24 protein-coding genes are annotated in these 26,158 nt (G+C 67.3%); 12 read left to right on the forward strand and 12 right to left on the reverse strand.

What is annotated here, in order from left to right; genetic code table 11:
• Positions 1 to 37 precede the first annotated feature (37 nt).
• The 6 genes from LDO29_RS00945 to LDO29_RS00970 all read left to right on the forward strand — a co-directional run bounded on the left by LDO29_RS00945 (position 38) and on the right by LDO29_RS00970 (position 9,857).
• Positions 38 to 520: a response regulator gene (locus tag LDO29_RS00945; protein ID WP_224077921.1), complete on the forward strand. Its 483-nt coding sequence runs from the start codon at positions 38 to 40 to the stop codon at positions 518 to 520.
• A 22-nt stretch (positions 521 to 542) separates the two neighbouring features.
• Complete coding sequence (locus tag LDO29_RS00950; RefSeq protein WP_011298771.1) at positions 543 to 914, forward strand: response regulator; 372 nt, start codon at positions 543 to 545, stop codon at positions 912 to 914.
• A gap of 37 nt (positions 915 to 951) precedes the next feature.
• Positions 952 to 1,500 (forward strand): chemotaxis protein CheW, encoded by a 549-nt coding sequence (locus LDO29_RS00955; protein WP_224077922.1) that lies wholly within the window; start codon positions 952 to 954, stop codon positions 1,498 to 1,500.
• A 113-nt stretch (positions 1,501 to 1,613) separates the two neighbouring features.
• Entirely contained in the window at positions 1,614 to 3,815 is a 2,202-nt protein-coding gene (locus LDO29_RS00960) for a methyl-accepting chemotaxis protein (RefSeq protein WP_224077923.1), read from the forward strand.
• 2 nt (positions 3,816 to 3,817) lie between these two features.
• Positions 3,818 to 3,991 carry a hypothetical protein gene (locus LDO29_RS00965; protein ID WP_224077924.1) on the forward strand — a complete coding sequence of 58 codons (174 nt, stop codon included), beginning with the start codon at positions 3,818 to 3,820 and terminating at the stop codon, positions 3,989 to 3,991.
• Positions 3,963 to 9,857: an Hpt domain-containing protein gene (locus LDO29_RS00970; RefSeq protein ID WP_224077925.1), complete on the forward strand. Its 5,895-nt coding sequence runs from the start codon at positions 3,963 to 3,965 to the stop codon at positions 9,855 to 9,857. The genes LDO29_RS00965 and LDO29_RS00970 overlap by 29 nt, the downstream gene beginning before the upstream one ends.
• 112 nt (positions 9,858 to 9,969) lie before the next feature.
• On the opposite strand, the gene LDO29_RS00975 is transcribed toward LDO29_RS00970, so the two are convergent.
• From LDO29_RS00975 to LDO29_RS00995, 5 genes are all read right to left on the reverse strand, one after another.
• A complete protein-coding gene (locus tag LDO29_RS00975) occupies positions 9,970 to 10,287 on the reverse strand; it encodes a hypothetical protein (protein ID WP_224077926.1) in 318 nt (105 codons plus the stop codon).
• Between the two features lie 583 nt (positions 10,288 to 10,870).
• Complete coding sequence (locus tag LDO29_RS00980; RefSeq protein WP_224077927.1) at positions 10,871 to 12,181, reverse strand: MFS transporter; 1,311 nt, start codon at positions 12,179 to 12,181, stop codon at positions 10,871 to 10,873.
• An 82-nt stretch (positions 12,182 to 12,263) separates the two neighbouring features.
• Positions 12,264 to 13,022: an SDR family oxidoreductase gene (locus tag LDO29_RS00985; protein WP_224077928.1), complete on the reverse strand. Its 759-nt coding sequence runs from the start codon at positions 13,020 to 13,022 to the stop codon at positions 12,264 to 12,266.
• Positions 13,023 to 13,068: 46 nt separating this feature from the next.
• On the reverse strand, positions 13,069 to 13,311 hold the full coding sequence (locus LDO29_RS00990; RefSeq protein ID WP_011298764.1) for a hypothetical protein: 243 nt from the start codon (positions 13,309 to 13,311) through the stop codon (positions 13,069 to 13,071).
• A complete protein-coding gene (locus LDO29_RS00995) occupies positions 13,304 to 14,740 on the reverse strand; it encodes an aldehyde dehydrogenase family protein (RefSeq protein ID WP_224077929.1) in 1,437 nt (478 codons plus the stop codon). The genes LDO29_RS00990 and LDO29_RS00995 overlap by 8 nt, the downstream gene beginning before the upstream one ends.
• Before the next feature lie 186 nt (positions 14,741 to 14,926).
• On the opposite strand from LDO29_RS00995, the gene ppa reads away from it, so the two are divergent.
• Together ppa and LDO29_RS01005 are read left to right on the forward strand one after the other, a co-directional pair.
• Entirely contained in the window at positions 14,927 to 15,454 is a 528-nt protein-coding gene (gene ppa, locus LDO29_RS01000; RefSeq protein WP_224077930.1) for an inorganic diphosphatase, read from the forward strand.
• Positions 15,455 to 15,628: 174 nt separating this feature from the next.
• Positions 15,629 to 16,204: a cytochrome b gene (locus tag LDO29_RS01005; protein ID WP_224077931.1), complete on the forward strand. Its 576-nt coding sequence runs from the start codon at positions 15,629 to 15,631 to the stop codon at positions 16,202 to 16,204.
• Positions 16,205 to 16,213: 9 nt separating this feature from the next.
• On the opposite strand, the gene LDO29_RS01010 is transcribed toward LDO29_RS01005, so the two are convergent.
• Positions 16,214 to 17,464, reverse strand: coding sequence for a GNAT family N-acetyltransferase (locus tag LDO29_RS01010; RefSeq protein WP_224077932.1), 1,251 nt, complete (start codon positions 17,462 to 17,464; stop codon positions 16,214 to 16,216).
• A gap of 191 nt (positions 17,465 to 17,655) precedes the next feature.
• Here LDO29_RS01010 and LDO29_RS01015 point away from each other — a divergent pair, with 191 nt between their 5' ends.
• A complete protein-coding gene (locus LDO29_RS01015) occupies positions 17,656 to 19,704 on the forward strand; it encodes an NAD(+) synthase (protein ID WP_224077933.1) in 2,049 nt (682 codons plus the stop codon).
• Positions 19,705 to 19,716: 12 nt separating this feature from the next.
• Here the strand turns inward: LDO29_RS01015 and LDO29_RS01020 are convergent, their stop codons facing one another.
• The 3 genes from LDO29_RS01020 to LDO29_RS01030 are packed head-to-tail and all read right to left on the reverse strand — an operon-like array spanning position 19,717 to position 21,362.
• The gene (locus LDO29_RS01020) at positions 19,717 to 19,974 is read right to left on the reverse strand and encodes a hypothetical protein (RefSeq protein ID WP_224077934.1); all 258 of its coding nucleotides are present in this window, start codon (positions 19,972 to 19,974) and stop codon (positions 19,717 to 19,719) included.
• Positions 19,975 to 20,007: 33 nt separating this feature from the next.
• Positions 20,008 to 20,334 (reverse strand): DMT family transporter, encoded by a 327-nt coding sequence (locus LDO29_RS01025; RefSeq protein ID WP_224077935.1) that lies wholly within the window; start codon positions 20,332 to 20,334, stop codon positions 20,008 to 20,010.
• A 38-nt stretch (positions 20,335 to 20,372) separates the two neighbouring features.
• A complete protein-coding gene (locus LDO29_RS01030; RefSeq protein WP_224077936.1) occupies positions 20,373 to 21,362 on the reverse strand; it encodes an SLAC1 anion channel family protein in 990 nt (329 codons plus the stop codon).
• 246 nt (positions 21,363 to 21,608) lie between these two features.
• Here LDO29_RS01030 and LDO29_RS01035 point away from each other — a divergent pair, with 246 nt between their 5' ends.
• The 3 genes from LDO29_RS01035 (at position 21,609) to glnK (ending at position 23,645) form a co-directional block, all read left to right on the forward strand.
• Positions 21,609 to 22,088, forward strand: a complete 480-nt coding sequence (locus LDO29_RS01035) for a hypothetical protein (protein WP_224077937.1) — start codon at positions 21,609 to 21,611, stop codon at positions 22,086 to 22,088.
• Between the two features lie 5 nt (positions 22,089 to 22,093).
• Positions 22,094 to 23,053, forward strand: coding sequence for a GlxA family transcriptional regulator (locus LDO29_RS01040; RefSeq protein WP_224077938.1), 960 nt, complete (start codon positions 22,094 to 22,096; stop codon positions 23,051 to 23,053).
• Positions 23,054 to 23,306: 253 nt separating this feature from the next.
• Positions 23,307 to 23,645: a P-II family nitrogen regulator gene (gene glnK / locus LDO29_RS01045; RefSeq protein WP_224077939.1), complete on the forward strand. Its 339-nt coding sequence runs from the start codon at positions 23,307 to 23,309 to the stop codon at positions 23,643 to 23,645.
• 28 nt (positions 23,646 to 23,673) lie between these two features.
• Here the strand turns inward: glnK and LDO29_RS01050 are convergent, their stop codons facing one another.
• From LDO29_RS01050 to trxB, 3 genes are all read right to left on the reverse strand, one after another.
• Positions 23,674 to 24,315 carry a trimeric intracellular cation channel family protein gene (locus tag LDO29_RS01050; RefSeq protein ID WP_224077940.1) on the reverse strand — a complete coding sequence of 214 codons (642 nt, stop codon included), beginning with the start codon at positions 24,313 to 24,315 and terminating at the stop codon, positions 23,674 to 23,676.
• Positions 24,315 to 24,989, reverse strand: coding sequence for a Smr/MutS family protein (locus tag LDO29_RS01055; protein ID WP_224077941.1), 675 nt, complete (start codon positions 24,987 to 24,989; stop codon positions 24,315 to 24,317). Before LDO29_RS01055 ends, LDO29_RS01050 begins: the two co-directional genes overlap by 1 nt.
• 74 nt (positions 24,990 to 25,063) lie before the next feature.
• Complete coding sequence (gene trxB, locus LDO29_RS01060; RefSeq protein WP_224077942.1) at positions 25,064 to 26,029, reverse strand: thioredoxin-disulfide reductase; 966 nt, start codon at positions 26,027 to 26,029, stop codon at positions 25,064 to 25,066.
• Between the last annotated feature and the right edge of the window lie 129 nt (positions 26,030 to 26,158).

Here is a 26,158-nt window from a genome sequence, read left to right on the forward strand (position 1 = left end):
CGGTGCTCCGCATGGAGACGCTGGTCGCGGGAACAACATGCGGGTCGCTCAAATACAAGAAAGCCATCGGGTCAATGCCGGCGCCAGCGCGCAGCCGGACCAGGGGCCGGCGTGTGCGCCGGCGTCTTCGCGCAAGGTGCTGGTGATCGACGATTCCAGCACCATCCGCCGTACGGCGGAGATCTTCCTGTCGCAGGCCGGCTACCAGGTCGTGCTTGCCGAGGACGGTTTCGAAGCGCTCGCCAAGGTCGGCGACATGCATCCCGACCTCATCTTCTGCGACATCCTGATGCCGCGTCTCGATGGCTACCAGACCTGCTCGCTGATCAAGAAAAGTCCGCGTTTCCACGCCATTCCCGTGATCATGCTGTCCTCGCGCGATGGCGTGTTCGACCGCTCGCGCGGGCGCCTGGTGGGCGCGCAGGATCACCTTGCCAAGCCGTTCACGCGCGAAGCGCTGCTGCAGGCTGTGCAGGCGTGCCTGCCTGCCCAAGTAACCGGCAACGCGCTGCCGGCATGACCCGGATTCAAGGAACTGACTCATGACAACCATCAACAAGATCCTCATCGTCGACGACTCTCCCACCGAAGCCCTGTTCATGTCCGACTTGCTCGGCAAGCAGGGCTTCAAGGTTTCGGTCGCGGGCAACAGCGACCAGGCCTTCGCGCGGCTGGAGGCAGAGGCCTTCGACCTGATCCTGATGGACGTGGTGATGCCTGGCCAGAACGGCTACCAGGCCACGCGCGCCATCAAGCGCGACGACCGCTTCAAGGACATCCCCGTGATCATGTGCACCAGCAAGGGCCTGGACACCGACCGCATCTGGGGTATGCGCCAGGGGGCTTCGGACTACATCGTCAAGCCGGTCGACAGCAAGGAATTGCTGACCAAGATCGCGGCGCTGTCCCACTGACGGCACCGGTTTTCGCCAGCATCGCCGGGGACGCCACATGAACGCGCCACGCCAAGACCTTCGCACCCGCCAGACCCGCTTGCAGGACTACCAGGCCATGCTGGCCAGGCGCCTGCGCGAGGCGCGCAACGTGCCTGCGGCCGACAGCTACCTCGCGGTCCAGGTGGGCCAGCGCGGCTGGCTGCTGCCGCTCGCGCAGACCGGCGAGGTGCTCGACATGCGCCATCCGAGCCGCGTGCCGCTGACACAGCCGTGGTATGCCGGCCTGGTCAATGCCCGCGGCAACCTGCTTGGCGTGGTGGACTTCGGCCTGTTCTGCGGGGAGGGGCCGACGCCGCTGCAGCCCGGCAGCAAGATCGTGGTGCTGTCGCGCCAGGTCGAGCGGGCCTGCGGCATCCTGGCCACGCGCGTGGTCGGCCTGCGCCACGCGGCGGATCTGCGCGCGCCGGCGCAGGATGCGGCAGCCGGCGCCGCATGGGAAGGCAAGCGTCTCGACGATGGCGACGGCCGCGCCTGGCAGGTGCTGGATGTGCGCGCGCTGCTGGATGCGCCGGCGTTTCTCCAGGCAGGGCGCGCTGCGGCATAGCCCGTGCGGATTTTCCGGCGCCGTTGGTCGCGGTGCACGGCGCAACAGAACAAATAACGCGGCGGCGCGTGTCGAGGCCGCCCCAGACAACGATTCAACGGACAGAGGGTGCTATGGGGTTCAAGAAGATCAGCCTGGGACGCCGGACGCCGGCAGCCGAAGCGGCTGCCGGCCTGGTGGAGGACCGTGCCGGCGCGGTGCCATCGGCGGGCGCCGCGCCGCGCGCCGATGGTTTGGGCCGTACCCCTGTCGAGCTCGTGTCAGCATGGCTGGGGCGCATGCCGTTCTCCTCTCAGCAGCGTGCGCTCACCATCGGCGTGGTGGTGTCGCTGGTGGCGCTGCTTGGCTCGGTGTACATGGACAACCGCATCGCCAACAATGCCGCGGCGCAGATCGAAATCTCCGGTGACATGCTGATGCACTCGCAGCGCCTGGGCAAGGCCGCGCCGGTGGCGCTGCTGGGCAACATGCAGGCCTTCACGCAGCTGCGCCAGTCCAAGGAAGCCCTGGCCGAAGACTTGCAGGCACTGCAGGCGGGCAGCGACGACAAGCATGTGCGTGCCACCACGGGCGCGGCGCAGCCGCTGCTGGAAACCGCGATCAGCTCGTGGAAGCGCAGTGAGAAGAGCGCCGCCGACGTGCTGGCGCAGCAGGCGGTGCTGACCACGATCGGCCAGACCCTGCAGGTCTTCAACGCCTCGAACCCGGAACTGCTGGAGGCAGCCGAACAGGTTGCCGCCATCAAGCTGCAGTCCGGCGCCAATGCGCGCGAAGTGGCGGCGTCGGCCCAGCTGGTGATGCTGACGCAGCGCCTGGGCAAGAACCTGAACGAATTCCTGTCCGGCGAGGGCGTGAACCCCGAAACCGCGTTCCTGCTCGGCAAGGACACCAACACGTTCCGCGAGACGCTCGATGGCCTGCTCAACGGCAGCGAGGCCCTGCGGCTCAATGCCGCCACCGATGCGGAAACGCGAGGCTACCTGCAGCAGCTTTCGCAGCGCTTTGATGCGGTCCAGAAGACTACCCAGACGATCCTGCAGAACCTGCCCGGCCTGATTGCCGCCAAGCGCGCGCAGCAGCAGATCTTCAACGACAACGAAGGCCTGCGCGGCGAACTGTCCGCGCTGCAGAAGGCCTACGCCGAGGCGGCGCACTTCCGCCCCGTGACGCTGGGTGCGACGGTGGTCTCGGCGCTGATGACGCTGCTCTGCCTGGCCGGCCTGGCCGCGCTGTACCTGCGCGATTCACGCCAGCGCGCGCTGGAAGCCGAGGCGCGCGAGCGCGAGGCCGAAGCGCGCCGCCTGGAGGAAAAGCGCAACAACGACACCACGCAGAAAGCGATTCTGCAGCTGATGAACGAGCTGCAGGACATCGCCGACGGCGACCTGACACGCCAGGCCACCGTGACCGAGGACATCACCGGCGCCATTGCCGACTCGGTGAACTACACGGTGGAAGAACTGCGCGAACTGGTGGGCCGTGTGCAGCAGACGGCGGGGGAAGTGACGCTGGCCTCTGGCCAGGTGCAGGCCACCTCCAACCAGCTCGCGACGACGACCGAGGAGCAGTCGCGCCAGATCCGCCAGACCGGCGAATCGGTGGTGGACATGGCCGACCGCATCACGCAGGTGTCGCGCGGCGCGGCCGAGTCGGCCAATGTGGCACGCGCCTCGCTGACCGCTGCGGAGCAGGGGCAGCAGGCCGTGCAGAACGCCATTGCGGGCATGAACGACATCCGCGAGCAGATCCAGGAAACGTCCAAGCGCATCAAGCGCCTGGGCGAGTCGTCGCAGGAGATCGGTGAAATCGTCGAGCTGATCTCGGACATTACCGAGCAGACCAACGTGCTGGCACTCAATGCCGCCATCCAGGCCGCATCCGCCGGTGAAGCCGGGCGCGGCTTCACGGTGGTGGCCGAGGAAGTGCAGCGCCTGGCCGAACGCTCCGGCGAGGCAACCAAGCAGATCGGCGCGCTGATCCGCACCATCCAGACCGATACCCAGGACGCCGTGCACGCCATGGAGCGCAGCACGCAGGGCGTGGTGGAAGGTGCGCGCCTGTCGGACAATGCCGGCGCCGCGTTGCAGGAAATCGGCCGCGTGTCGCGCCAGCTTGCCGAACTGATCGAGCAGATTTCCCGCTCCACCTCGCACGAGGCGGACCTGGCCGGCGGCGTGGCCCGCCACATCGAACGCATTCTGCAGGTGACCGAGCAGACCACCGCCGGCACCCGCCAGACCGCGAGTTCGGTGCGCGAGCTGACGCAACTGACCGAAGAGCTGCGCAATTCCGTATCGCGGTTCAAGATCGCCTGACCATGATGACGCCCGGGGCCGCCAGCCTGCATGCCGGCATCGAGAACGCCGGCCGCAAGGCAGTCCCGGAGCGATTGACGATCCTGGCGCCCGCCGTCGCGTCGGGACTGCCCCGACCCGCGCGCAAAGGCCGCAATGGAAGCCGTGATGTCTTTGAATTCTCCCTTTTCGCGTGATCCCGCCGAGCTGCCGATAGCGGATGCGCCGGAACCGGCCGCCTCCGCCTCGCGCGACCTGTCCGTGCTTGCATGGGTGGTACCGAGCCTGCGTGCGGCGCTGGACGACGCCGCGACCGAGTTGTCCCACTACGTCGATGAAGTCCAGCAGGCGCCCGAGGCGCTGGGTGCACGCGATACCACGTCGCTGCGCCTGGCGGGGCAGCAACTGCACCAGGCTGCCGGCGCGGTGCATATCGTGGGCCTGCGCGGGGTCGATCCCTACTGCCAGGGGTTGCGCCGCCTGATCGAAGGCCTCGACGGCGGCGGCGTGGCGGCCAATGCCGGCACGCTCGCCGTGTTCCGTTCCGGCGTGCAGGCGCTAGGCGAGTACGTGGACGACCTGATGGCCGGCGACGAGCAGGACCCGCTGCGGCTGTTCCGCCCGTATGCCGAGATCCTGGCGCTGCTTGGCGACGAGCGTGTGCATCCGGCCGACCTGTGGCTCGATGAACTGCAGATGCTGCCGGGCATCCTGCTGCCGACGCGTAATGCATCGGCCGTCACGCGCGCGCGCCAGCGCTACGAGCAGGCGCTGCTCAAGGCGCTGCGCCTGCCGGTGCCATGCGCCGAGTCCGCGCGGCTGCGCGAGGCCTACCTGCCGCTGCAGGAGGCGCTGGACGAAGTCCGCGCCAGCGAGCAGGAGGCGCGCCGCGCCACCGACCACCCGGACCGCGGCGTCTGGCATGTGCTGTCGCTCGCGTTCCGCGCCCTGGCCCACGGGCTGCTGCCGTCCGACCTGCTCGCCAAGCGCTTTGCCGGCCGTGCCCACCTGCTGCTGCGGCAATACCAGCAGGGCCAGGTGCGTGTGCCGCAGGCTCTCCTCAACGACGCCATCTTCCTGCTGGTGTGCACTGCGCAGGGGGAGGGGGAGCCACCTCTGCACGGTGCTGACGAGGCGGCCGTGACGACGCTGCGCGCCGATATTGCACGCACCTTGCAGGCGTTCCGCCTCGACCGCGCGCACGCCACGGCAGGTGCCGACTACCGCTTGCGCTACTACGGGTGGCTGGATCCGATCGATACCCGCAACCTGCAACAGGCCGCCGCAGGGTTGGAGCGTGCCGCCGAAGGCGATCCCGCGGGCTGGGAAATCGCGCTGGCGGCGCTGGCCGAAGCCGCGCTGCCGCTCGCGCAGCCGGCCTTGCAGCTCTGCCTGTCGCAGGCGGCGCTCAGGCCCGGCGCGGCGCAAGACCGCAACGAGGCGCTCGGCGCCACCGGCATCGCCCTGTTCCTGTCGCGTGCGCTGGCCTTGCCCTGGCGCGTGCACGGCATGAGCCCGAACCCCACCGCAGCGGTCTTTGCCGCGCGCTGCGAGGAACTGGCGCAATGCCTGGCCGATCCGGCCGCTGCGGCGCCGGCCTGGCTCGCACGCATGGCCGACGAAGCCCGTGCCCAGGCGGCGCGCGTACAGGCAGTCGCGCAGCTGCGCGCCCAGCTTGACGGCGGCGAATCGTGGCTCGATACCTATGACCGCAACGCGGGCCGGCCCGATGCCGGCGCCAGCCTGGCTGAGGCCGTGCAGGCCTTCGAGGCGCTGCGAACCACGCTGGACGCGCTGCAGCACACCAACGCGCTGCCCGACGCGCTGAACGATGACGCGCAACAGGCCAGCGGCTCCGTGCAGGAGGCTGTGCGACAAGCCGGCATGCTGGGCGCCGGTGCCGACGAGGCCTTGCGCGGCGAGTGCCTGTCCGCCATTGCGGAGACGCTGGGCACGGTGCACGCGTTCATCGATGCACTGGAGCTGGGCCGCAGCCGTCACGAAGCCGAGGACGTGGATCTCGACGAGGGGCTGGCCCTACGCCAGGCGAGCGCGGTCAGCAACGATCCCCTGTCGGTTGCACGTGCCGCCGCCAGCGAAGCCATCCGCACCTGTGCCACGGCCGACATGCCGCCCGTTCAGCGGCTGCGCGCCGCGCTGCAGGCGCTGGCTGACCAGGCCGCCATCGACGACAATGCCGCGCTGCGCCGCCAGGCCACAGAGGCCACCACGCAGCTCAACGCGTGGCTTGCGGGCAGCGACACTTCCGGCGAACGGCTGGTGGCGGCACTGGCCGAGCCGATGCCGCTTGCCGCACAGGCGCCCGAGCTTGTACCGGCGGCCGGGACTGCCGCAGCGGCGCACGACGACAGCGCGGCGCTGGATGCCGAGCTGTTCGGGATTTTCCTGCAGGAGGCCGACGAAGTCCTCGGCGGCATCGCGGGCGATTTCGGTTCGGGGCCGGAGTCGCTCGGCGATGCCGATACCCTCAGCCGCATCCGCCGCGCTTTCCACACGCTCAAGGGCTCCAGCCGCATGGTCGGCCTGCACCGCTACGGCGAAGCCGCCTGGGCCGTGGAGCAGGTGATGAACTTGTGGATCGCCGAGGCGCGCGAGCCGGTGCCGGCCCTGCTGAACCTGCTGCGCCGCGCGCATGCGGAGTTGTCCGCGTGGGTGGCACTGCTGCATCGCGATGCCGGCGCGGCGCATGACATTGCGCCGCTGGTTGCCGCGGCCGAGGCGGTGCGTGATCCGCAGCCGGAAGCCCCCGCGGCATCTGCCGCAGCGGAGCCTGACGATGCTGTCATCGACGACACGCCGCCACCGGACATCCAGGCTGCGGATGCACCCGGGGATGGTCAGGAGGCCGACACGGATCTGCCCGGCGAGGCCACCGCCCCGGACGACGGCAATGTCATTCCTTTCCGCTTGTCGGGTGCGTTGTCCGGCGACGACGACAACTTCAAGGTGATCGGCCCGATCCGCATCGGCCTGCCGCTCTACAACGTCTACCTGCAGGAGGCCGACGACCTCTTGCGCCAGTTCGCCACCGATATTTCCGAGTGGCGCCATGAGAACCACCCGTGCCCGAGCGAACTGGCGCTGCGCGTTGCCCACACGCTGCAGGGCAGCTCGTCGACGGTGGGTCTGGAGCCGGTACGCGAGATTGCCGAAGCGCTCGAGCACTTGCTGCTGCAACTCGGTTCGCACCCGGTTGCCATTCACCCCGGCGACTTCCGCCTGCTGGAGCAGGCGGTCGAACGCCTGCGCGGCATGCTCCACCAGTTCGCCGCGGGTATCTGGCCCGAGGCGGATGCCAGCCTGCACCGCAGCCTGACCGAATTCGGCGAGCGCGCGCTGCTGCGTCCGCGCGTCCTGGTGCCGGCGCCGCAGGCGCTTGCCGAGCCGGATGGTTCCGTGGCCAGCCTGTTCGGCCAGATGCCGTCTGCCGAAGTGACGCCCGCAGTGACGTCACTCCCTGATCGTGCGCCGGACGCTCCGCCCGTGCCTGAGCTGCCCGCAGCGCCGGAGCCCGTGCAGCCGGCATCTCCTTCAGCGGGAGCCGTCACGCATGACGCGGTGGTGATCCCATTGCCGACTCCCGCGCGTCCGCTGCCGCCGGCGGTCGTGCAGTCGGATGCCGCAGAGCTGGATCCGACCCTCGTCGAGATCTTCCTGGAAGAGGCGCACGGCAGCCTGCCCGAACTCGGCCGGCTGGTGCGCACATGGGAGGCCGCGCCCGAGGACGCGAGGCAAGGCGGCCTGGTGCTGCGCGCGCTGCATACGCTCAAGGGCAGTGCGCGCATGGCCGGCGCCATGGCGCTGGGCCAGGCCGCGCATGAGATGGAAACGCTGCTCGACGCCAGCCTGCGCGCGCAGCGCGTCGGCCCGCAGTTGTTCCAGCGGCTGTACGCGTGGTACGACCGGATCCTGATGCATGTGGAAGCGCTGCAGGCCGGCCGGCTGCTGGTGCCGGACGATCCTGAAGTCATCAACGGGCTGGCCGCGCCGGAGCCGCCCGCTGCGCCGGTGATGGACAGTGCCGAGATCCCGAAGGCGGAGAGCGCGGGCACGGCGCTGCCGGTGCCCGTCGCCGCGTCGCCCGCTGGCGACCTGGTGCAGGCGTCGGACGCGGCGGAGCGCCAGCGCGCGCTGGTGCGTGTGCAGGCGCGCGCGCTCGATACGCTGATCAACGAGGCCGGCGAAGTCGGCGCCACGCGTGCGCGCCTGGAAAGCGAACTCGATTCCATGCGCGCCTACCTCGGCGAACTGAACGACAACGTCGCGCGTCTGCGCGGCCAGTTGCGCGAGATCGAGATCCAGGCCGAATCGCAGATGGCCTCGCGTATCGCCGATGCCCAGCACCGGCAGGAGTTCGATCCGCTGGAATTCGACCGCTTCACGCGCTTCCAGGAGCTGACGCGGATGATGGCCGAGTCGGTCAACGACGTGGCAACCGTGGAACAGAACCTGCACCGGGGCTTTGACCGCACCGCCGGCGACCTGGCCGCGCAGGCGCGTCTCACGCGCGGCCTGCAGCGCGGGCTGATGCAGGCGCGCATGGTGCAGTTCGACGCGCTGGCCGAGCGCCTGTACCGCGTCGCGCGCCAGTCCGCCGCGGAGACCGGCAAGGAAGTCAGGCTGCTGATCCAGGGCGGTACGGTGGAAGTCGACCGTTCCGTGCTGGACCGCATGGCCGGCCCGATCGAGCACCTGATCCGCAATGCCGTCGTGCATGGTATCGAGACGGCCGAAGCTCGCCGCGCCGCGGGCAAGTCGGCGGCCGGTTCGCTGACGCTGGAAGTGCAGCAGGAAGGCAACGAGGTTGTGCTGCATTTCGTCGATGACGGCGCGGGGCTGGACCTCGCGCGGATCCGTGCGCGCGCCGTGGAGCGCAACCTGCTGGCACCGGACGACGAGGCCAGCGAGGCGCGCCTGACCGAGATGATCTTTGCGCCGGGGTTCTCGACTGCCGATGCGGTTTCGGAACTCGCCGGCCGCGGCGTGGGCATGGACGTGGTGCGCGCGGAGACGGTGGCGCTTGGCGGCCGCATCACGCTCTCGACGGCGGCCGGCCGCGGCACCACGTTCACGGTGCACCTGCCGCTGACCACGGCGATCACGCAGGTGCTGGTGGTGGTGCTTGGCGGCCGCATGTATGCGTTGCCGAGCGGCATGATCGACCAGGTCCAGCAATTGCGCACGCAGGCCCTGCTGGACGCCTACAACCATGGCCACATCACCGTAGCCGGTGGAGAGGTACCGTTCTACTACTTCGGCGCCCTGCTCGAAGAAAGCGCGGCCACGCCATCCGGCCGCAAGTACTCGCCGGTGGTCATCGTGCGCAGCGGCACGGAGCGCGTGGCGGTGCACGTGGACGAAGTGGTGGGCAACCGCGAAGTGGTGGTCAAGCACATCGGCCCGCACCTCGCGCGCCTGGAAGGCATCGCCGGCGCCACCACGATGGGCGACGGCGAAATCGTGCTGATCTACAACCCGGTGGTGCTGGCCCAGCGCTTCGAGCGCGTCCGCGGCGAAGCGGCGCCGGCGGCGACGCAGCCCGAAGCCGTGCAGCCGCTTGGCGCGGTTGCGGAGCTGAACGGCGACGGTGCCACCACGCCGGTGCAGGGACTGGTGATGCAGCCCACCGTGATGGTGGTGGACGATTCGCTGACCGTACGGAAGGCCGCGCACCGCCTGCTTACGCGTGCCGGCTATGAGGTGCTGCTCGCGCGCGACGGCGTCGATGCGCTCAAGCAGCTGCAGGACGTGATGCCGGACGCCATGCTGGTGGACATCGAGATGCCGCATATGGACGGCTTCGACCTGACCCGCAACGTGCGTGCCGACAGCCGCACGGCCCACATGCCGCTGGTGATGATCACCTCGCGCACGGCGGAGAAGCACCGCCGCTACGCGCAGGAGATCGGCGTGGATGTGTACCTCGGCAAGCCGTACAACGAGGATGAACTGCTTGGTACGCTGCAGCGGTTGATAGGTGCGCGTGCCGCCGGTGCCGCTGGTTCCGTTGCGCAGATGCTTGGGGACCAGCCGGAACCTTGATTGGGGGCGGACTGGCTCTCCATCCGCGGCCGAAGTGGTTTCCCCTCTCCCACGCCAGTGGGAGAGGGGAAACCAAGACCGCCGTGGCGCTTTGCGGATCTATCGGCGCGCCTTACCACCGCATCTGCGCATTCCGCGTACCTGTGCTCACCACCTGCGTCTTGGTCCGGCCCTCATACGTAGCCCGCACGTTGTAGCTGCCTTCCGGCGCCCTCAGCAGGCACTTGGGCCCGTCCGCCACGAAGCTGGCCACTTCGCGCCCGTTGCGCAGCAGCTTTACGTTGACGTCGGACAGGTACTCCCCGCGCGCGCCCTGGGTGAAGAGCAGCCCCATGTTGTAGTTGCGGGACTGCGCGGACAGCGCACGCTGCTCATCCTCGGCAACGCCACCGCAGATGTAGGTCACCGAACCGGCCTTACGCTGCACCATCGCGTCGCGCGGCGGAGGTGGCGGAGGAACCGCCAACGGCGGGGTGGGTGCCGCCAACGGGGGGGATGGCGCTGCCGGTGCCGTGTCGATCGGTGCGGGAGCGGGCGCAGGCGCCGCTGCCGGTGGCGTTGCCGTTGTCGGCGGAAGCGGGGGGGTGCCCGTTGCCCCAGGGCCCGGTGTCATCGGCGCGGCCGCAGCGTCCGCCGGGGCCGTGGAAGTCTGGGCCTGGCCCGCGGCGGGCACGAAGGCCAGCATTGCCAGGGCACATGCACCCATCAGAAGGGCCAGCCGACGCGCGCGTACGCGCCGCTCGCTTGCGTCCGGCACATGGATCGGGCGGGACGCGTGTGAAGACAGTTGCCGCATCATGGCCTCCTTGACGAAAGAGGAATGACAGTGCCGCCAGCGCCACTTGCGGGGCAGGCGGATGTCCATTCCATGCTATGGAGCGATGCCGGGGCATACTGCCGGTCAGGCTCCTACATGCGTGTCGGAGGAGGGCGTGTTGCCGGATCTAGGCGGCGCAGGGGCCACCCGGGATGTGCACGCCGCGGCAACCCGCAGCGTGCGGAGGCGGAAGGGATTACGACTTGCTGCCCACCAGCCGGGCCGGGACCGACAGCGTCAGTGCTGCACCCGCCACCAGGCAGGCGGCGAGCAGGTACATGCCGGAATCGGTGGTCTTCGTCAGGTCCTTGAGCCAGCCGACCGCGTACGGGCTCAGGAAGCCGGCCAGGTTGCCGAGCGAGTTGATCAGCGCGATGCCCGCGGCAGCCCCGGTGCCGGCCAGGAACGCGGTGGGCAGGCTCCAGAACAGCGGCAGCGTGGTCAGGATGCCGATGGTGGCCAGCGTGAGCGCCACCATCGCCAGCGCGGTGCTGTCATGCCAGTGCACCGAGAGCAGCAGGCCCAGCGCGCCAGCCACGGCCGGGATCGCAATGTGCCAGCGGCGCTCGCCCGAACGGTCCGCGCTGTAGGCGGTCAGCACCATGCCGACCACCGCGCAGCCATACGGAATTGCAGTCAGCAGGCCGATGTCGAGCGCGCTCTTGACGCCGGTCTGCTTGATGATGGTCGGCAGCCAGAAGCTCACGCCGTACAGGCCCATCACGAAGCAGAAGTAGATCGCGCTCATCAGCCACACGCGCGGGCTTGCCAGCACGGTGCGGATGGGCGGGTCTTCCTTGTGCGCATCTTCGCTCGCGATATTGCGTTCGAGCAGCGCTTTTTCCTCGGCGGTGAGCCACCTGGCGTGCGCGATGCGGTCGTCCAGGTAGGCCAGCACCCACAGGCCGACCAGAATCGACGGGATGCCTTCGAGCAGGAACATCCATTGCCAGCCGGACCAGCCGTTGTGTCCGTCGAAGGCCTGCATCGCCCAGCCCGACAGCGGGCCGCCGATCACGCCAGACAGCGCGATGGCGGTCATGAAGAAGGTGGTGGTGCGGCCACGCCGGTTGGCCGGGTACCAGTAGGTCAGGTACAGGATGATGCCCGGGAAGAAACCTGCCTCCGCAATGCCCAGCAGGAAGCGCAGCACGTAGAACATGGTGGGCGTGGTGACGAACATCATCGCCGCGGAGATGGCGCCCCACGTGATCATGATGCGGGCGATCCAGATGCGCGCGCCCACCTTGTGCAGGATCACGTTGCTCGGCACTTCGAACAGGAAGTAGCCGATGAAGAAGATGCCCGCGCCGAGCCCGTAGATGGTCTCGCTGAATTTCAGGTCGTTGAGCATCTGCAGCTTGGCAAAGCCCACGTTGACGCGGTCCAGGTAGGCCACCACGTAGCACAGCAGCAGGAAGGGCACCAGGCGCCAGCTCACCTTGCGGTAAGTGGCGTCTTCAAACGCGGCGTCGCTGACGCCGGGACTCACTGCAGTCGTTGTCATGCTGTCTCCTCAGGATGGTTGCGTTTCTACGACGCGTCGGTGATGCAGCTACGGCTACGGCTTACGGCTGGGCGGGCGGTGGCTATACGCAGCGGCCACCGTCCACTTCGATGCAGGTGCCGGTGATGAATGCGGCTTCGTCGGAGGCCAGGTACAGGCAGGCATTGGCGACATCCGCCGGCGTCGACATGCGCCCCATCGGGATGGTGGCGAGAAATTTCGCGCGGTTCTCCGGCGTATCGGGCATGCCCATGAATTCCTCGAGCAGGCCGGTCGCACCGATCACCGGGTTGACGCAGTTGACGCGGATGTTGTCCTTGCCGAGCTCGGCCGCCATGGCCTTGCTCGCGGTGATGACGGCACCCTTGCTGCCGTTGTACCAGACCAGGCCCGGACGCGGCCGGATGCCGGCGGTCGACGCGATATTGACGAACACGCCGCCGCCGCGCTGGCGGAAGTGCGGGATGAACGCGCGCGCCGACCAGAAGATGCTCTTGACGTTGACCGCGTAGACGCGGTCGAACTCTTCCTCGGTCACCTCCAGGATCGGCTTGTTGCGGTGGGTGGTGCCGGCATTATTGACGACGATATGGACGTCGCCGAAGGCGGCCAGCGTGGCGTCGCGCATGGCGTCCGTGTCCGCCTCGCGCGAGACGTCGGCGCGTACCGCACGGGCCTGGCCGCCGGCGTCGCGGATCGCGGCGGCCACGCGCTCGGCGGCGTCTTCACGCAGGTCCGCCACCATCACGCGGGCGCCTTCGCGCGCGAACGCATGCGCGATGCCTTCGCCGAAGCCAGAGCCGCCGCCGGTGACGATTGCTACCTTGTTGGCCAGTCTCATCGTTTGTCTCCTTGGGTTTGTTATGTCGTGCAATGCGGCAGGTCGCTTAGTGTGCGAACGGCCCGCGCCCGCGCAATGCGTTGGCCACCATCATCACAGCCAGCAGGAATGGCAGCGCCACATACAGGCACCAGTGCACGCGGTCGCCCACGGTGTCGCCCCACTTGCGCTTGAAGACCTGCAGGCGCGGCATGCCGGACGGATTGGTGGCGCGCTTGTTCTTCACGTGCCAGGCCATCCAGAAAAAGAAGATGGCAAAGGCGACCGACAGGAAATTGATGTTACCCATGTTGAATGGCAATGGTTTTCAGGGTGGTAAATCCGTACAGGGCTTCGAAGCCCTTCTCGCGGCCGTAGCCGGACTGGCCGGTGCCGCCGAAGGGTAGCTCCACGCCGCCGCCGGCACCGTAGTTGTTGATAAAGACCTGGCCTGCGCGTAGCTTGCGCGCCAGGCGCAGCTGCCTTCCGCCGTCGCGCGTCCACAATCCCGCCACCAGTCCATACGGCGTGCCGTTGGCCAGCGCCAGGGCTTCGGCTTCGGTGTCGAACGGCATGGCGGCCAGCAGCGGGCCGAAGACTTCCTCCTGTGCCAGCCGGTGCGCGGGCGGCACGTCGCGGAACAGCATCGGCACCTGGTAGTAGCCGGACTCAGGCGCTTCCGCCACGATCTGCCCCTGCGCCATCACGCCGATGCCGGCGTGCTGGGCATCGGAGACGAAGTCCCACACGCGCTGCTGCTGCTTGCGGCTGATCAGCGGGCCGCATTCCAGGTCCAGTTCAGACGGGCCGACGCGCAGCGATTCGAACACCGAGGCAAGCCGGTCCAGCAGCGCATTGTAGAGCGGGCGTTCCACCAGCACGCGGCTGCCCGCCGAGCAGGTCTGGCCGGCGTTCTGCACGATGCCGTTGACGATTACCGGCACCAGTGCATCCACGTCGGCATCGGCAAAGACGATCTGCGGCGACTTGCCGCCCAGTTCGAGCGTGACCGGCACGTGGTTCTCTGCGGCGAGCTGCGCAACGAGCTTGCCGGTCTGCGGCGAACCGGTGAACGAGATGTGGTTGATACCCGGGTGGCGGGCCAGCGCGGCGCCGGCCTCATGGCCGTAGCCGGTGACGATATTGAGCGCGCCTTCGGGCAGGCCGGCTTCGGCGGCCAGTTCGGCCACGCGCAGCAAGGACAGGCAGGCGTCCTCGGCCGGCTTGACCACGCAGGCGTTGCCGGTGGCCAATGCCGCGCCCACGCTGCGGCCGAAAATCTGCAGCGGGTAGTTCCACGGGATGATATGGCCCGTGACGCCATGCGGCTCGCGCAGCGTCAGCACCGTGTAGCCGGGGTTGTACGGAATGGTCTGGCCGTGCAGCTTGTCGACGGCGCCGGCGTAGAACTCGAAATAGCGTGCGACCGCGCGCGCGTCGGCCCGGGCCTGGCGCGCCGGCTTGCCGGTGTCGCGCGCTTCCAGCGCGGCCAGTTCCTCTTCGTTGGCGATCAGCGACAGCGCCACGCGGTTGAGCAGCCGCACGCGCTCGGCCGGCGCCATGGCGCCCCAGGCGCCGTCGGCGGCTTGCCGTGCAGCGTGCACGGCGACATTGATATCGGTGGCGTTGCCCCGCGCGATCTCGGCAAAGGGTTCGCCGCTGGATGGGTCGAACACTTTGATGCGCAGGCCGTTGTCGGGCGCGATCAGGCGGTTGGCGACGAAATGCTGGGCATGCATGGATGGTCTCCGGGGGTCTCCGTGTCTTCGGAGGCGTGGCTCGGAATTCAGCGTTGGCTGAAGAATGCGCCATTATCGCGCAGCCCGGGCGGCGTGCAAGGCACGGTCTTTGTCAGCCTCGGGTCAGGGGGGAGCCGCTATAATGCCGGCCATCCATAAACACACCGCAGGCATCTGGAGAATCGCATGAGCTTCAATCTCGTCTCCCCGGGCAAGGACCTTCCCAACGATTTCAACGTCATCATCGAGATCTCCGCCCAGAGCGATCCGGTGAAGTACGAGGCCGACAAGGAAACCGGCCTGCTGTTCGTGGACCGCTTCATCGGCACCGGCATGCGCTATCCGGCCAACTACGGCTTCATTCCGCAGACGCTGTCGGGCGACGGCGACCCCGTGGACGTGCTGGTGATCACCCCGTTCCCGATCCTGGCGGGCGCTGTGGTGCGCTGCCGTGCACTCGGCATGCTGAAGATGACCGACGAGTCGGGCGTGGATGCCAAGCTGGTTGCCGTGCCGGTGGACAAGCTGTCTCCTGCTACTGCCTTCATGAAGGGCCTGTCGGACGTGCCGCAGAACACGCTGGACCAGATCAAGCACTTCTTTGAGAACTACAAGGCACTGGAAGCCGGCAAGTGGGTGAAGGTGGAAGGCTGGGCCGGCATCGAGGAAGCCCACAAGGAAATCACCGACGGCGTGGCGAACTTCAAGAAGTAATCGCTCGCGTGCCCTGTCTGGCAGTTTATGCGCTGTTCTCGTCCAAAGCTGAACGGCTGCTGAACGAACCCCGCTCCGGCGGGGTTTTTTGTTGCGGAAAACCTGACTATCGACAAGCCGCGGGCACCCGCGCCGGAGTACGCTATCGGTGTCCCCAATACCACAGGAGTCACTATGAACCGCCTGCAGAGCGTGTCCGGTGCCATGGAGTTTCCCGGAACTGCGCACCGCTACGATGGCCTGGCCATCTTCTTCCACTGGGCGGTATTCCTGCTGGTCGCCGCGGCCTATGCGGCGATCGAGCTGAAAGGCTTTGCCGGCAAGGGCACGCCGGCGCGCTCGCTGGCCATGGCGGCGCATGAGTGGACCGGCATGCTTGTCTTTGTGCTGGCCGTGCCACGCCTGCTGTGGCGCCTGGTGCGCGGTGCGCCGCCGGCTGAGCCGGGGCCGCGCTGGATGCAGTTCGCGGGCGACGCGATGCACTGGGTGCTGTACCTGTTCATCGTGGCCCAACCCATCCTCGGCCTGCTTGCCCTCAACGCCGGCGGCCACGTGCTGGCGCTACCCGGGCTCGGTATCGAGATTCCCGCGCTGGTCGGGCCGGATGAGGCGCTGAAGAACCAGATCAAGGAAGTCCACGAGACGATCGGCACGGCTTTCTATCTGGTGATCGGCCTGCATGCGGTAGCAGCGCTGTTCCACCATTACATGCTGGGCGACAACACCTTGCGCCGCATGTGGCGGCGCTGAGCCGCGGCTTCAGTCCTGCCGCTGGGCGAACGGCGTGCGCTCGTTGAGTTCGTCCAGGTAGGCGTCTATGCCTTCGCGCTCGCGAGCGAGGAAGCGCTCCACGGCGTCGGCAAAGGCCGGATGGGCGAGCCAGTGCGCGGACCGCGTCGGCACGGGCAGGAAGCCGCGGGCCATCTTGTGCTCGCCCTGCGCGCCGCCTTCGAAGGTGCCGATGCCGTGGCGGATGCAGAAGTCCAGCGGCTGGTAGTAGGCGGTTTCGAAGTGCAGGCACGGGTGGTACTCCAGCGCACCCCAGTAGCGTCCGTACAGCGTGCTGATGCCAGGCGTGTCGTCATAGACCAGCAGCGAACTCGCGATCGGCTGCCCCGCGCGTTCGGCGATCACCAGCAGCAGGTGCTGCGGCATGGATGCACCGATGCGCCGGAAAAAATCCAGGTTCAGGTACGGCGTGGAGTGATGCTCGCGGTAGGTCTGGCGGTAGCAGCGGTTGAAGAAACGCCAGGCCTCGTCGTCGATTTCGGCGCCGCGCAGGTGCCGGAAAGTGATGCCGGCTTGCGCCACCTGCCGACGCTCGGCGCGGATGTTCTTGCGCTTCTTCTGCGACAGCGTGGCGAGGAAGTCGTCGAAGCTGGCGTACCCCGCGTTGGTCCAGTGGAACTGCACGCCATGCCGCATCATCATGCCTGCCTGCTCCATCAGGTCGGCCTCGGCATCATTGGGGAACAGGATGTGCAGCGACGACATCCCGCTTTCCGTGGCCAGTGCCAGCGCAAGCTGCAGCAGCAGGCGGCGCGCGTCCGTGTTCTCCGCGAGCAGACGCGCGCCGCGCACGGGCGTGAACGGGATGGCCGACAGCCACTTGGGGTAGTACTCCAGGCCGTGGCGGGCGTAGGCATCGGCCCAGGCCCAGTCGAATACATACTCGCCATAGGAATGCGCTTTCGCGTACAGCGGCATGGCGCCGGCCAGCCTCTCCGGCTGGCCGTTGGCGGCGGGTGCCCACAGGGTGAGGTAGCGCGGACTCCAGCCGGTGTCGGCGCAGGCGCTGCCGCTGGCATGCAACGCGTGCAGGAAGGCGTGGCGCAGGAACGGGGTGGCGTCGGGGTCGCTGGCGACCAGGGCATCCCACGTATCGGCAGCGATTTTGGCGAGATCCGAAACGATCTCTGTCCGGTAGTCCTGCACGCCAGCGGCCTCGGGCGGTTCCGCCGCTTGCCGCGTGTTGAACGCATCGCCCGGTTTGCAAGATTCCGACTGCATTGCGCCTGATTCCTATCTCCGACAATCGCGCCGAGTCTACCGGAAACCGCCGGCACCCGCTCCCGGCGCCAGCGACGCCGTGCGGCGCGTCGTAAAATGGCGCATGGCCGTCACCCGTGCGGCCGCGAGACGCTCCCGATGCCGCCGGCCGCAAGCCTGCACGCTGCAGACGCCGGCAACCAAGGCCCGATATGAAGAATCCGTTTTTCAACCTGTATTCCCACGGCTTTGCGCGCGTGGCAGTGGGCGTGCCGGTCTGCCGCGTGGCAGACCCGGCCTTTAACGCTGCCGAAACCATCGCACTGGCCACGCAGGCAGCAAAGCAGGGCGCCGTGCTGGTCGCCTTCCCGGAACTCGGCATCTCGGCCTACACCTGCGACGACTTGTTCCACCAGCGTGCGCTGCTGGATGCGTGCGAAGCGGCGCTGGGCACAATCGTCGAAGCGTCGCGCAAGCTGTCGGCGGCGCTGATCGTGGGCATGCCGCTGCGCGTGGAGCATCAGCTGTTCAACTGCGCCGTGGTGGTGGCTCGGGGTCGGGTGCTTGGCGTGGTGCCCAAGTCCTATCTGCCGAACTACTGGGAGTTCTACGAAGCGCGCCAGTTCAGCGAAGCCGACAACGCGGCCACGGATTCGATCCGCCTGCTCGGCCAGGACGTGCCCTTCGGCGCCGGGTTGCTGTTCGAGATCGAGGACATCCCATACTTCCGCTTTCATGCGGAGATCTGCGAGGACGTGTGGGTGCCGATCCCGCCGTCGTCGTTCGCGGCGCTGGCCGGTGCGACGGTGCTTGTCAACCTGTCGGCGTCGAATATCGTGATCGGCAAGGCGGGCTACCGGCACCAGCTCGTGTCGCAGCAATCGGCGCGTTGCCTGGCCGCTTACCTCTACACGTCCGCCGGCAAGGGCGAGTCTTCGACGGACCTGGCCTGGGACGGCCAGGCGCTGATCTGCGAGAACGGCGAGTTGCTGGCGGAGTCCGAACGCTTTGCCGATACCTCGCACCTGCTGTTTGCCGATGTGGACGTCGAGCGCCTGTCGCGCGAGCGCATGCACCAGGTGACCTTTGGCCACTCGGTGCGCCGGCACAAGGCCGAAGTGGACAAGTTCCGCGTGGTCCGTTTCCCGCTCGACGTGACGCTGGACAAGGCGCTGCCGCTCGAGCGCAAGGTGGCGCGCTTCCCGTACGTGCCGGCCGACCCGCGCCAGCGCGACGAGCGCTGCCACGAGGTCTACAACATCCAGGTGCAGGCGCTGGTGCAGCGGCTGTCGGCGAGCAAGATTTCCAAGGTGGTCATCGGCGTGTCGGGCGGGCTGGATTCCACCCACGCGCTGCTGGTGTGCGCCAAGGCGATGGACCGCCTCGGGTTGCCGCGCTCGAACATCCTGGCCTATACCATGCCCGGCTTTGCCACGAGCGACCGCACGCTGCGCCAGGCGCGCCAGCTCATGGAACTGGTCGGCTGCACCGCGCGCGAAATCGACATCCGGCCGAGCTGCCTGGCGATGCTGAAGGACCTGGACCACCCCTATGCGCGCGGCGAGAAAGTCTATGACGTGACTTTCGAGAACGTGCAGGCCGGCGAGCGCACCAACCACCTGTTCCGGCTGGCCAACCATAACGGCGCGATCGTAATCGGCACCGGAGACCTCAGCGAACTGGCGCTGGGCTGGTGCACCTACGGCGTGGGCGACCATATGTCGCACTACAACGTGAACGCCAGCGTGCCCAAGACGCTGATCTCGCACCTGGTGCGCTGGGTGGCGGAAACGGGGCAGGTCGGTGAAGGCGGTTCGGACGTGCTGATCAGCGTGCTGGATACGGATATCAGCCCGGAACTGGTGCCTGGCGATTCCAACCACGGCCCCGAGCAGAAGACCGAGAGCACCATCGGCCCGTATGAGCTGCAGGACTTCAATCTCCACTACACGCTGCGTTTCGGCTTTACCCCGTCCAAGATCGCCTTCCTGGCGCTGCATGCCTGGGGAGACCGCGAGCGCGGCACCTGGCCCAATGGCCCGCACGTGGCGCGCAACCAGTACGGCCTGCCGGAGATCAAGCGCAACCTGGCGATCTTCCTTGACCGGTTCTTCCGCACGAGCCAGTTCAAGCGCTCCTGCATCCCGAACGCGCCCAAGGTGGGCTCGGGTGGATCGCTGTCGCCGCGCGGCGACTGGCGCGCCCCGAGCGACTCCGAATCGGTGGTGTGGCTGAAGGATCTGGAGAAGGTGCCTGACTGAGGCGCAGGACGGCTAAGCGGCCGGTGGAATTTCGAAGCTGCCAGCCAGAAGGTCTTTGTGGAAGGCCATGAGCCAGTCGGCGGTTTCATCCAGCGGATAGGCGTGCTGCCTGCCGCTGGCAAGGCAGTCGACCACGGCATATCCGTAGATGTCGGCGGGATCCGCCTGCTGCCGTTCATGGCCGGTCAGGCGGAAGTCTGCGCCGGCGCGCCCGTGGCTGCGCACCAGGGCCAGGAATAGCACGCGTTCCGCGGTGTCGATCAGTGGCATGGGATTGTGTTGTCGCTGGCTCTTGCCGCCGTGTCAGGAAACGTCGATCGAGACCAGCTTCAGCCCGATCACGCCGCACAGGATCAGCGCGACGCAGCCGATGCGTGCCGGCGATGCCGGCTCGCCCAGCAATGCCATGCCCAGCACCGCCGTGCCCGCCGCACCGATACCGGTCCAGACCGCGTAGGCCGTGCCCACCGGCAGAGCCCGCAGGGCCAGCGTCAGCAGCATGATGCTGCTGAGTCCGGTGAGCACGGCAAACAGGCTCGGCCACAGCCGGCTGAAGCCGGCGGACCATTTCATGCCAAAGGCGAAGGCAATTTCCAGCACGCCGGCACAACTCAGCAAGATCCAGGACATCGTGGCAAAGGCTTTGGAGGTTGAGTGGGATGCCGCCGTCAGCCGACCAGCAGGCGGTGCGTGAACAGGCGATGCAGCGTGCGGACAAACAGCACGGCAATCGCGATGGTCAGCAGCGCGAGGATCGCCGCAGCCACGATGTGGAGCACACCGGTATCCATATAGTGCGCATACTTCAGCGCGGCGTTGGACAGCGCGGCCAGCGGGAAGCTGATGGCCCACCACGAAGCGGCGAACGGCACTGAGCGGCGGAACACCTTGGCCGCGAGCACCACGAACAGGAACAGGCCGAAGTAGAACAGCAGGGCGGCGAACATGTCGACGTGCTGCGTGACGTTGACATAGGCCAGGAAGCCGACTTCAAACGGGGCGATCAGGATGATCAGCGAAGGCGTCATGCCGGCGGGCAGCGGATCATGGTGGACCAGGCGCGAGAAGATCATCGTGAAGAACACCAGCGCCATTACCGTGCCGACGGCCACGGCGAACAGGTTCAGCTCGGGTGCCCAGGCCATCGGCATGGTGCCGCCGGCCACCGCGATATCGAGCGTCGCCACGCCGGGAATGAGCCATGCCGGCACGACATGCGTGGGGTCGCCCTTGCCCTGGAACAGACGGCTGGCGATCACATAGGTCAGTGCGATGGTGAGCACTGCACCAATGGTCCACACGACTTGGCCAAGCGTCTCGCTGTAGACGCCAACCACCGATGACAGCAGCAGGATGGCGATGGTGATGGTGCCGAAGAAATTGCCGGCGATCGGGTGGTTGAACTCGGCCTTGACGGCTGCCGGATACAGGCGCCACTTGGCCAGATAGCCGATTGCCAGCGCCAGGAACGTGATCACTGCCACCACGCCGACAGCATCGGCAATGGCGAGGCTGGTGCCGAACACCTTGCTCGCGCCGCGCCATGCCAGCGACAGTCCTGACAGGCCCATGACGGCGCCGAACAGGTTGACCGGGAGATGCTGAACTGAACTGCGCTGGTGGGGCGCCGCGGCGGCGGGATTGGCTGCAATAGTCATGTTGCTTTCGTCTGCCTGTATGGAATGCCGAGCGCGTTGCATCGGCGGTGGAACGACCCGGCACCGCTTTCCAGAATGGAGGTGGGCCGTGGTGGAATGCATTATGGGAAAAGCATGGCCAGGCTGAAAGAAGACAGTTACGTCAATTTCTGCCAATCGCTCTCTGCTCTCGGCCAGAGGCGTTTTCGCGCTCGTCATGCCCACTAGACTGCGCCCGGTCTCCGTTGGAGGTACTCAGGACGCAAGATGAAAATCAGGAAATCGAGAGGTGCCAGGGTCACTTGGCTGGTGCTGTGCTGTGTCGGGCTGGCCGCGTGCATCCAGGCGCCGATCCAGCGCTATGAAGGCAGCCACGCGCTACGTGAAGGCAGGGGCGGCGCACGGGAAACCGTCGATGGCATCGACATCTGGACGCGCGGCGAGCCATCTGGTCCGTACGAAGTCCTTGCTTACACCACGGTCGAGAGCCCCGAGGGCTGGATTGGCGGCCGCATCCTGCTTTCCCGCGTCGCGGAGCGGGTGCGCGCGGCTGGCGGCGATGCAGCCGTGCTGGGTGTCGAGCGCAGCCGCGTGGACAGCACGCCGCTGGATCGGGGGCGAACCATGCTGGAGGGGCGGCGCGTGGTGGAGATAACCATCGTGCGCTATCGGTCCCGGGCGAATGGATCAAGGCAGGTCCGATGGCCGAAATTGACTAAACTGATCAAATCGGATTCCGTTGCCTGATTGTCATGAAGATCGCAGTGCTCGCCTTTCCCGGTGTCCAGATGCTGGACCTGGCCGGCCCTATCGATGTCTTTCACGAAGGGGCGCGCCAGGCCGGTGAGCCCGGGGCCTATGCGTTCGAGATCGTGTCGCCGGTGCCCGGCGTGCTGCGCGCATCCAATGGCATGACCATCACGCCTGACACGACACTCGAAACCAGCAGCGCGGATATCGACACCCTGCTGATCGCCGGCAGCCCGCAAGTCAGCCTGTTCGAAAATGACAGTGCGATCGGGGACTGGCTGAATCGCTACGCCCGTACGGTTCGCCGGCTGGGGTCGGTATGCTCCGGCGCCATGCTGCTGGCCCACGCCGGCCTGCTGGACGGGCGTAATGCCACCACACACTGGAATTCCACTGAACGCTTGTCACGGCAGTTTCCGCAGGTCAGGGTGCAGCCGGACCAGATCTATGTGAAGGACGGCAACCTGTACACCTCGGCTGGCGTTACCGCCGGGCTGGACCTGGCGCTGGCCATGGTGGAGGAGGACTTCGGGCGCACGGTAGCGTTGAAGGTCGCGCGCGAGTTCGTGATGTTCCTGAAGCGGCCCGGCGGCCAGTCGCAGTTCAGCGCGCACCTGGCCGCGCAGGGTGCCGAAAAGAGCGCGATCCGGGACGTGCAGAACTGGGTGCTGGAGAACCTCGCGGAGCGCCTGTCGGTAGACAGCATGGCCGAGCGGGCCGGCATGAGCACGCGCAACTTCGCCCGGATCTTCAAGCAGGAATGCCAGGTCACGCCAGCGGATTTTGTCGAGGGTGCACGCATCGACGCGGCCAGGCGCCAGCTGGAAGAGACGCGCAATCCGCTCAAGCGGGTGGCGGCGCTGACTGGCTTTAACGATCCGAACAGCTTGCGCCGGGCCTTTCTCCGGCGGCTGGGCGTATCGCCTGCCGACTATCGTCGCCGTTTCCGTTCGACGACATAGCCACCGGTGCCGCGGATATGCACAAGCGGTCCACAGCTTGTGCCGGAGGTTGCCCACAAGGTTATCCACAGGAATGTGACGCGCAAGGCGGGCAGCTCGTGGGCACGCCAGCACACCTTGCATGCGCATCGAACGGCGCGCGCGGACGATAGGCCGCGTTAATGACTGGTAAAATGCAAAACGAACCACGCCGCCCGCGCGCCTGCTGCGCACGGGCGGCGCGTTACCCAACGACTATAACCAGGGGCCAGTCATGAAGCAGATTACCGCCATCATCAAACCGTTCAAACTCGACGAAGTGCGCGAATCGCTCGCGGATGTCGGCGTGACGGGGCTGACGGTGACCGAAGTGAAGGGATTTGGCCGCCAGAAGGGGCACACCGAGCTGTACCGCGGCGCCGAGTATGTGGTCGATTTCCTGCCGAAGATCAAGATCGAGGTGGTGGTGGCCGAGAACCAGCTCGACACCGTGCTGGACGCCATCGTCAAGGCCGCGCATACCGGCAAGATCGGCGACGGCAAGATCTTCGTGATGGATATCGAGCGCGTGATCCGCATCCGCACCGGCGAGCAGGACGAAGCCGCGGTCTGACGCACATGCCGGGCGGCGCCACCAGGCGTCAGCTCGGCAGTTTCCAGCCATAGCTCACCGACACTAGCCGCATGGCGATGATGCTCAGTGCGCCGGTGAGCAGCGCGGCTTCCTGGTCCACCTGCAGCCAGGTCAGCCCCATATAGACCCAGCAGCCCACGAACGAACACGTCGCGTAGGGCGAGCGGTCGCGCAGGATCATCGGGACTTCATTGCACAGCACGTCCCGTACCACCCCGCCGAACACCGCCGAGATGATGCCCATCATGACCGCCACGGTCGGCGTCATCTGCGCCACCAGCGCCAGCGAGGCGCCGGTTACCGAGAACAGCCCCAGCCCGATCGCATCCGCCACGATCATGGTGCGCTCCGAAGCCACGCGGCTGACCACGCGCAACACCAGCGACGCGCCGAGCGACATCGCGAAGATCAGCAGCACATAGCCTTCGTGCTCGACCCAGTAGAAGGGGCGTCGGTCCAGCAGCACGTCGCGCACGGTGCCGCCGCCAAAGGCGGTCGCGAACGCAACCACGAAGGTGCCGACGACGTCCAGGCGCTGCTTGCGCGCGTCGACCACGCCTGAGACGGCGAAGGAAAGCATGCCGATCACCTCCATCACATGGAGGATCAGGGGCAGGCGCCCCATCAGCAATTCAAGCGGCAGGTGCATCAGGCGCGGGGCTGGCGCAACAGGACCATCAGCGCGCCGGCGCCGCCCTGGGCTTCGCGGGCCTGGACGAAGGCGATCACTTCTTCTTTCTGCACCAGCCAGCGGCGGACCTTGCCTTTCAGGACCGGGAGCTTGTCGGGCGAGCCGATGCCCTTGCCGTGGATCACGCGCACGCAGCGCACGCCGTTGCGCACCGAGCGGCGCAGGAATTCCGACAGCGCTTCGCGCGCTTCGTCCGAGCGCAGGCCGTGGAGGTCGACCTTGTCCTGCGGCACCCACTCGCCGCGGCGCAGCTTGCGGATGACATCCATGCCGATGCCGGGGCGGCGGAAGGACAGGGATTCGTCCATCTCCAGCAGCATGTCGACATCGTATTCGTCGGACAGGGATGCCTCCAGCACGGCCTTGTCGTTGCGCTGGGTCTGAACCGGAACCGGGGCAGGGCGCGGGTTCAAGAGCGTTGCGTGGTTGCGCTCGCGCAGCTGGTTGACCTGTCCTACGTTGTTGCGAAAGACGTTGGCCTCGTCGCGCGCGCGTTGCGCGGCCTGCTCGGCCGCGAGCTGCTCGGCTTCACGGCGCTCGGTATCGGCCTTGAGGTTGTCGCGCAGGGTGGCCAGATCGTTCAGGCCGAAGCGCTTGGTCGGACGGTCGGGTTTGCGGGCGCCGTGCGTCATGGAAAATTCTCCGGGGGCTCGGCGCAATTATATCGGGAGGGGCGGGCCCGGCCGGTCGGCCGGGCCGCGGGGCCTTACTTCAGGGCTTCGACGAAGCGCTGGGCGTCCAGCGCGGCCATGCAGCCGGTGCCGGCGCTGGTGATGGCCTGGCGATAGACGTGGTCCTGCACGTCGCCGGCGGCAAACACGCCCGGGATGCTGGTCGCGGTGGCATCGCCGGCCAGGCCGGATTTCGTGGCAAGGTAGCCGTTTTCCATGGCGAGCTGGCCGACGAACAGGTCGGTATTGGGCTTGTGGCCGATCGCGATGAACACGCCGGCCAGCTTGATGTCTTCGGTCTGGCCGGTTTTCGCGCCGCGGATGCGGATGCCGGTCACGCCCGAATCGTCGCCGAGCACTTCGTCCAGCACGCTGTCGTAGCGGATCTCGACGCGGCCTTCCTTCACGCGCTGCAGCAGGCGGTCGACCAGGATCGGCTCGGCGCGGAAGCTGTCGCGGCGGTGGATCACGGTGACCTTGCTGGCGATGTGGGACAGGTACAGCGCCTCTTCCACGGCGGTATTGCCGCCTCCGACCACGGCCACTTCCTGGTTCTTGTAGAAGAAGCCGTCGCAGGTGGCGCAGGCTGACACGCCGCGGCCCATGAACGATTCCTCGGACGGCAGGCCCAGATACTGCGCCGAAGCGCCGGTGGCGATGATCAGCGCGTCGCAGGTGTACTCGCCGGCGTCGCCGATCAGGCGGAACGGACGGGCCGGGTTGCCGCTTTCATCCACGAGCCTGGCCGTGTGGATGTGATCGAAGATGATTTCGGTCTTGAATTCTTCCGCGTGGGCCAGCAGGCGCTGCATCAGTTCCGGGCCTTGCACGCCCTTGGCGTCGCCAGGCCAGTTCTCGACATCCGTCGTGGTCATCAGCTGGCCACCTTGCGCCAGGCCGGTGATCAGCACCGGCTCCAGGTTGGCGCGGGCTGCGTAGACAGCGGCGGTGTAGCCGGCGGGACCGGATCCGAGAATCAGCACTTTTGCGTGTTTGGCCATGATGCGTTCCTGTGGCGGTGCGCCTTGCTGCGCACCGGCATTGCTCGAAACCGACATTATAAGAGGAGCGGCATTTGCCCACTGTTGCAAATTCCAATGGCGGCGATAGGGCCGGGCCACGTTAAAATG

The sequence above is a fragment of the Cupriavidus laharis genome (assembly GCF_914271435.1).
GTDB lineage: Bacteria > Pseudomonadota > Gammaproteobacteria > Burkholderiales > Burkholderiaceae > Cupriavidus > Cupriavidus laharis.

What these genes read in the sequence shown, in the direction of transcription:
- LDO29_RS00985 (WP_224077928.1), bottom strand. Translation starts at nt 13,022, where the DNA reads ATGAGACTGGCCAACAAGGTAGCAATCGTCACCGGCGGCGGCTCTGGC.
- LDO29_RS01025 (WP_224077935.1), bottom strand. Translation starts at nt 20,334, where the DNA reads ATGTCCTGGATCTTGCTGAGTTGTGCCGGCGTGCTGGAAATTGCCTTC.
- LDO29_RS01035 (WP_224077937.1), top strand. Translation starts at nt 21,609, where the DNA reads ATGAAAATCAGGAAATCGAGAGGTGCCAGGGTCACTTGGCTGGTGCTG.
- ppa (WP_224077930.1), top strand. Translation starts at nt 14,927, where the DNA reads ATGAGCTTCAATCTCGTCTCCCCGGGCAAGGACCTTCCCAACGATTTC.
- LDO29_RS00960 (WP_224077923.1), top strand. Translation starts at nt 1,614, where the DNA reads ATGGGGTTCAAGAAGATCAGCCTGGGACGCCGGACGCCGGCAGCCGAA.
- LDO29_RS00965 (WP_224077924.1), top strand. Translation starts at nt 3,818, where the DNA reads ATGATGACGCCCGGGGCCGCCAGCCTGCATGCCGGCATCGAGAACGCC.
- LDO29_RS00995 (WP_224077929.1), bottom strand. Translation starts at nt 14,740, where the DNA reads ATGCATGCCCAGCATTTCGTCGCCAACCGCCTGATCGCGCCCGACAAC.
- LDO29_RS00945 (WP_224077921.1), top strand. Translation starts at nt 38, where the DNA reads ATGCGGGTCGCTCAAATACAAGAAAGCCATCGGGTCAATGCCGGCGCC.
- LDO29_RS01050 (WP_224077940.1), bottom strand. Translation starts at nt 24,315, where the DNA reads ATGCACCTGCCGCTTGAATTGCTGATGGGGCGCCTGCCCCTGATCCTC.
- LDO29_RS00980 (WP_224077927.1), bottom strand. Translation starts at nt 12,181, where the DNA reads ATGACAACGACTGCAGTGAGTCCCGGCGTCAGCGACGCCGCGTTTGAA.
- LDO29_RS01030 (WP_224077936.1), bottom strand. Translation starts at nt 21,362, where the DNA reads ATGACTATTGCAGCCAATCCCGCCGCCGCGGCGCCCCACCAGCGCAGT.
- LDO29_RS00955 (WP_224077922.1), top strand. Translation starts at nt 952, where the DNA reads ATGAACGCGCCACGCCAAGACCTTCGCACCCGCCAGACCCGCTTGCAG.
- LDO29_RS01020 (WP_224077934.1), bottom strand. Translation starts at nt 19,974, where the DNA reads ATGCCACTGATCGACACCGCGGAACGCGTGCTATTCCTGGCCCTGGTG.
- LDO29_RS01010 (WP_224077932.1), bottom strand. Translation starts at nt 17,464, where the DNA reads ATGCAGTCGGAATCTTGCAAACCGGGCGATGCGTTCAACACGCGGCAA.
- LDO29_RS00950 (WP_011298771.1), top strand. Translation starts at nt 543, where the DNA reads ATGACAACCATCAACAAGATCCTCATCGTCGACGACTCTCCCACCGAA.
- LDO29_RS01040 (WP_224077938.1), top strand. Translation starts at nt 22,094, where the DNA reads ATGAAGATCGCAGTGCTCGCCTTTCCCGGTGTCCAGATGCTGGACCTG.
- LDO29_RS00975 (WP_224077926.1), bottom strand. Translation starts at nt 10,287, where the DNA reads ATGGTGCAGCGTAAGGCCGGTTCGGTGACCTACATCTGCGGTGGCGTT.
- LDO29_RS01015 (WP_224077933.1), top strand. Translation starts at nt 17,656, where the DNA reads ATGAAGAATCCGTTTTTCAACCTGTATTCCCACGGCTTTGCGCGCGTG.
- LDO29_RS00990 (WP_011298764.1), bottom strand. Translation starts at nt 13,311, where the DNA reads ATGGGTAACATCAATTTCCTGTCGGTCGCCTTTGCCATCTTCTTTTTC.
- glnK (WP_224077939.1), top strand. Translation starts at nt 23,307, where the DNA reads ATGAAGCAGATTACCGCCATCATCAAACCGTTCAAACTCGACGAAGTG.
- LDO29_RS01055 (WP_224077941.1), bottom strand. Translation starts at nt 24,989, where the DNA reads ATGACGCACGGCGCCCGCAAACCCGACCGTCCGACCAAGCGCTTCGGC.
- LDO29_RS01005 (WP_224077931.1), top strand. Translation starts at nt 15,629, where the DNA reads ATGAACCGCCTGCAGAGCGTGTCCGGTGCCATGGAGTTTCCCGGAACT.
- trxB (WP_224077942.1), bottom strand. Translation starts at nt 26,029, where the DNA reads ATGGCCAAACACGCAAAAGTGCTGATTCTCGGATCCGGTCCCGCCGGC.
- LDO29_RS00970 (WP_224077925.1), top strand. Translation starts at nt 3,963, where the DNA reads ATGTCTTTGAATTCTCCCTTTTCGCGTGATCCCGCCGAGCTGCCGATA.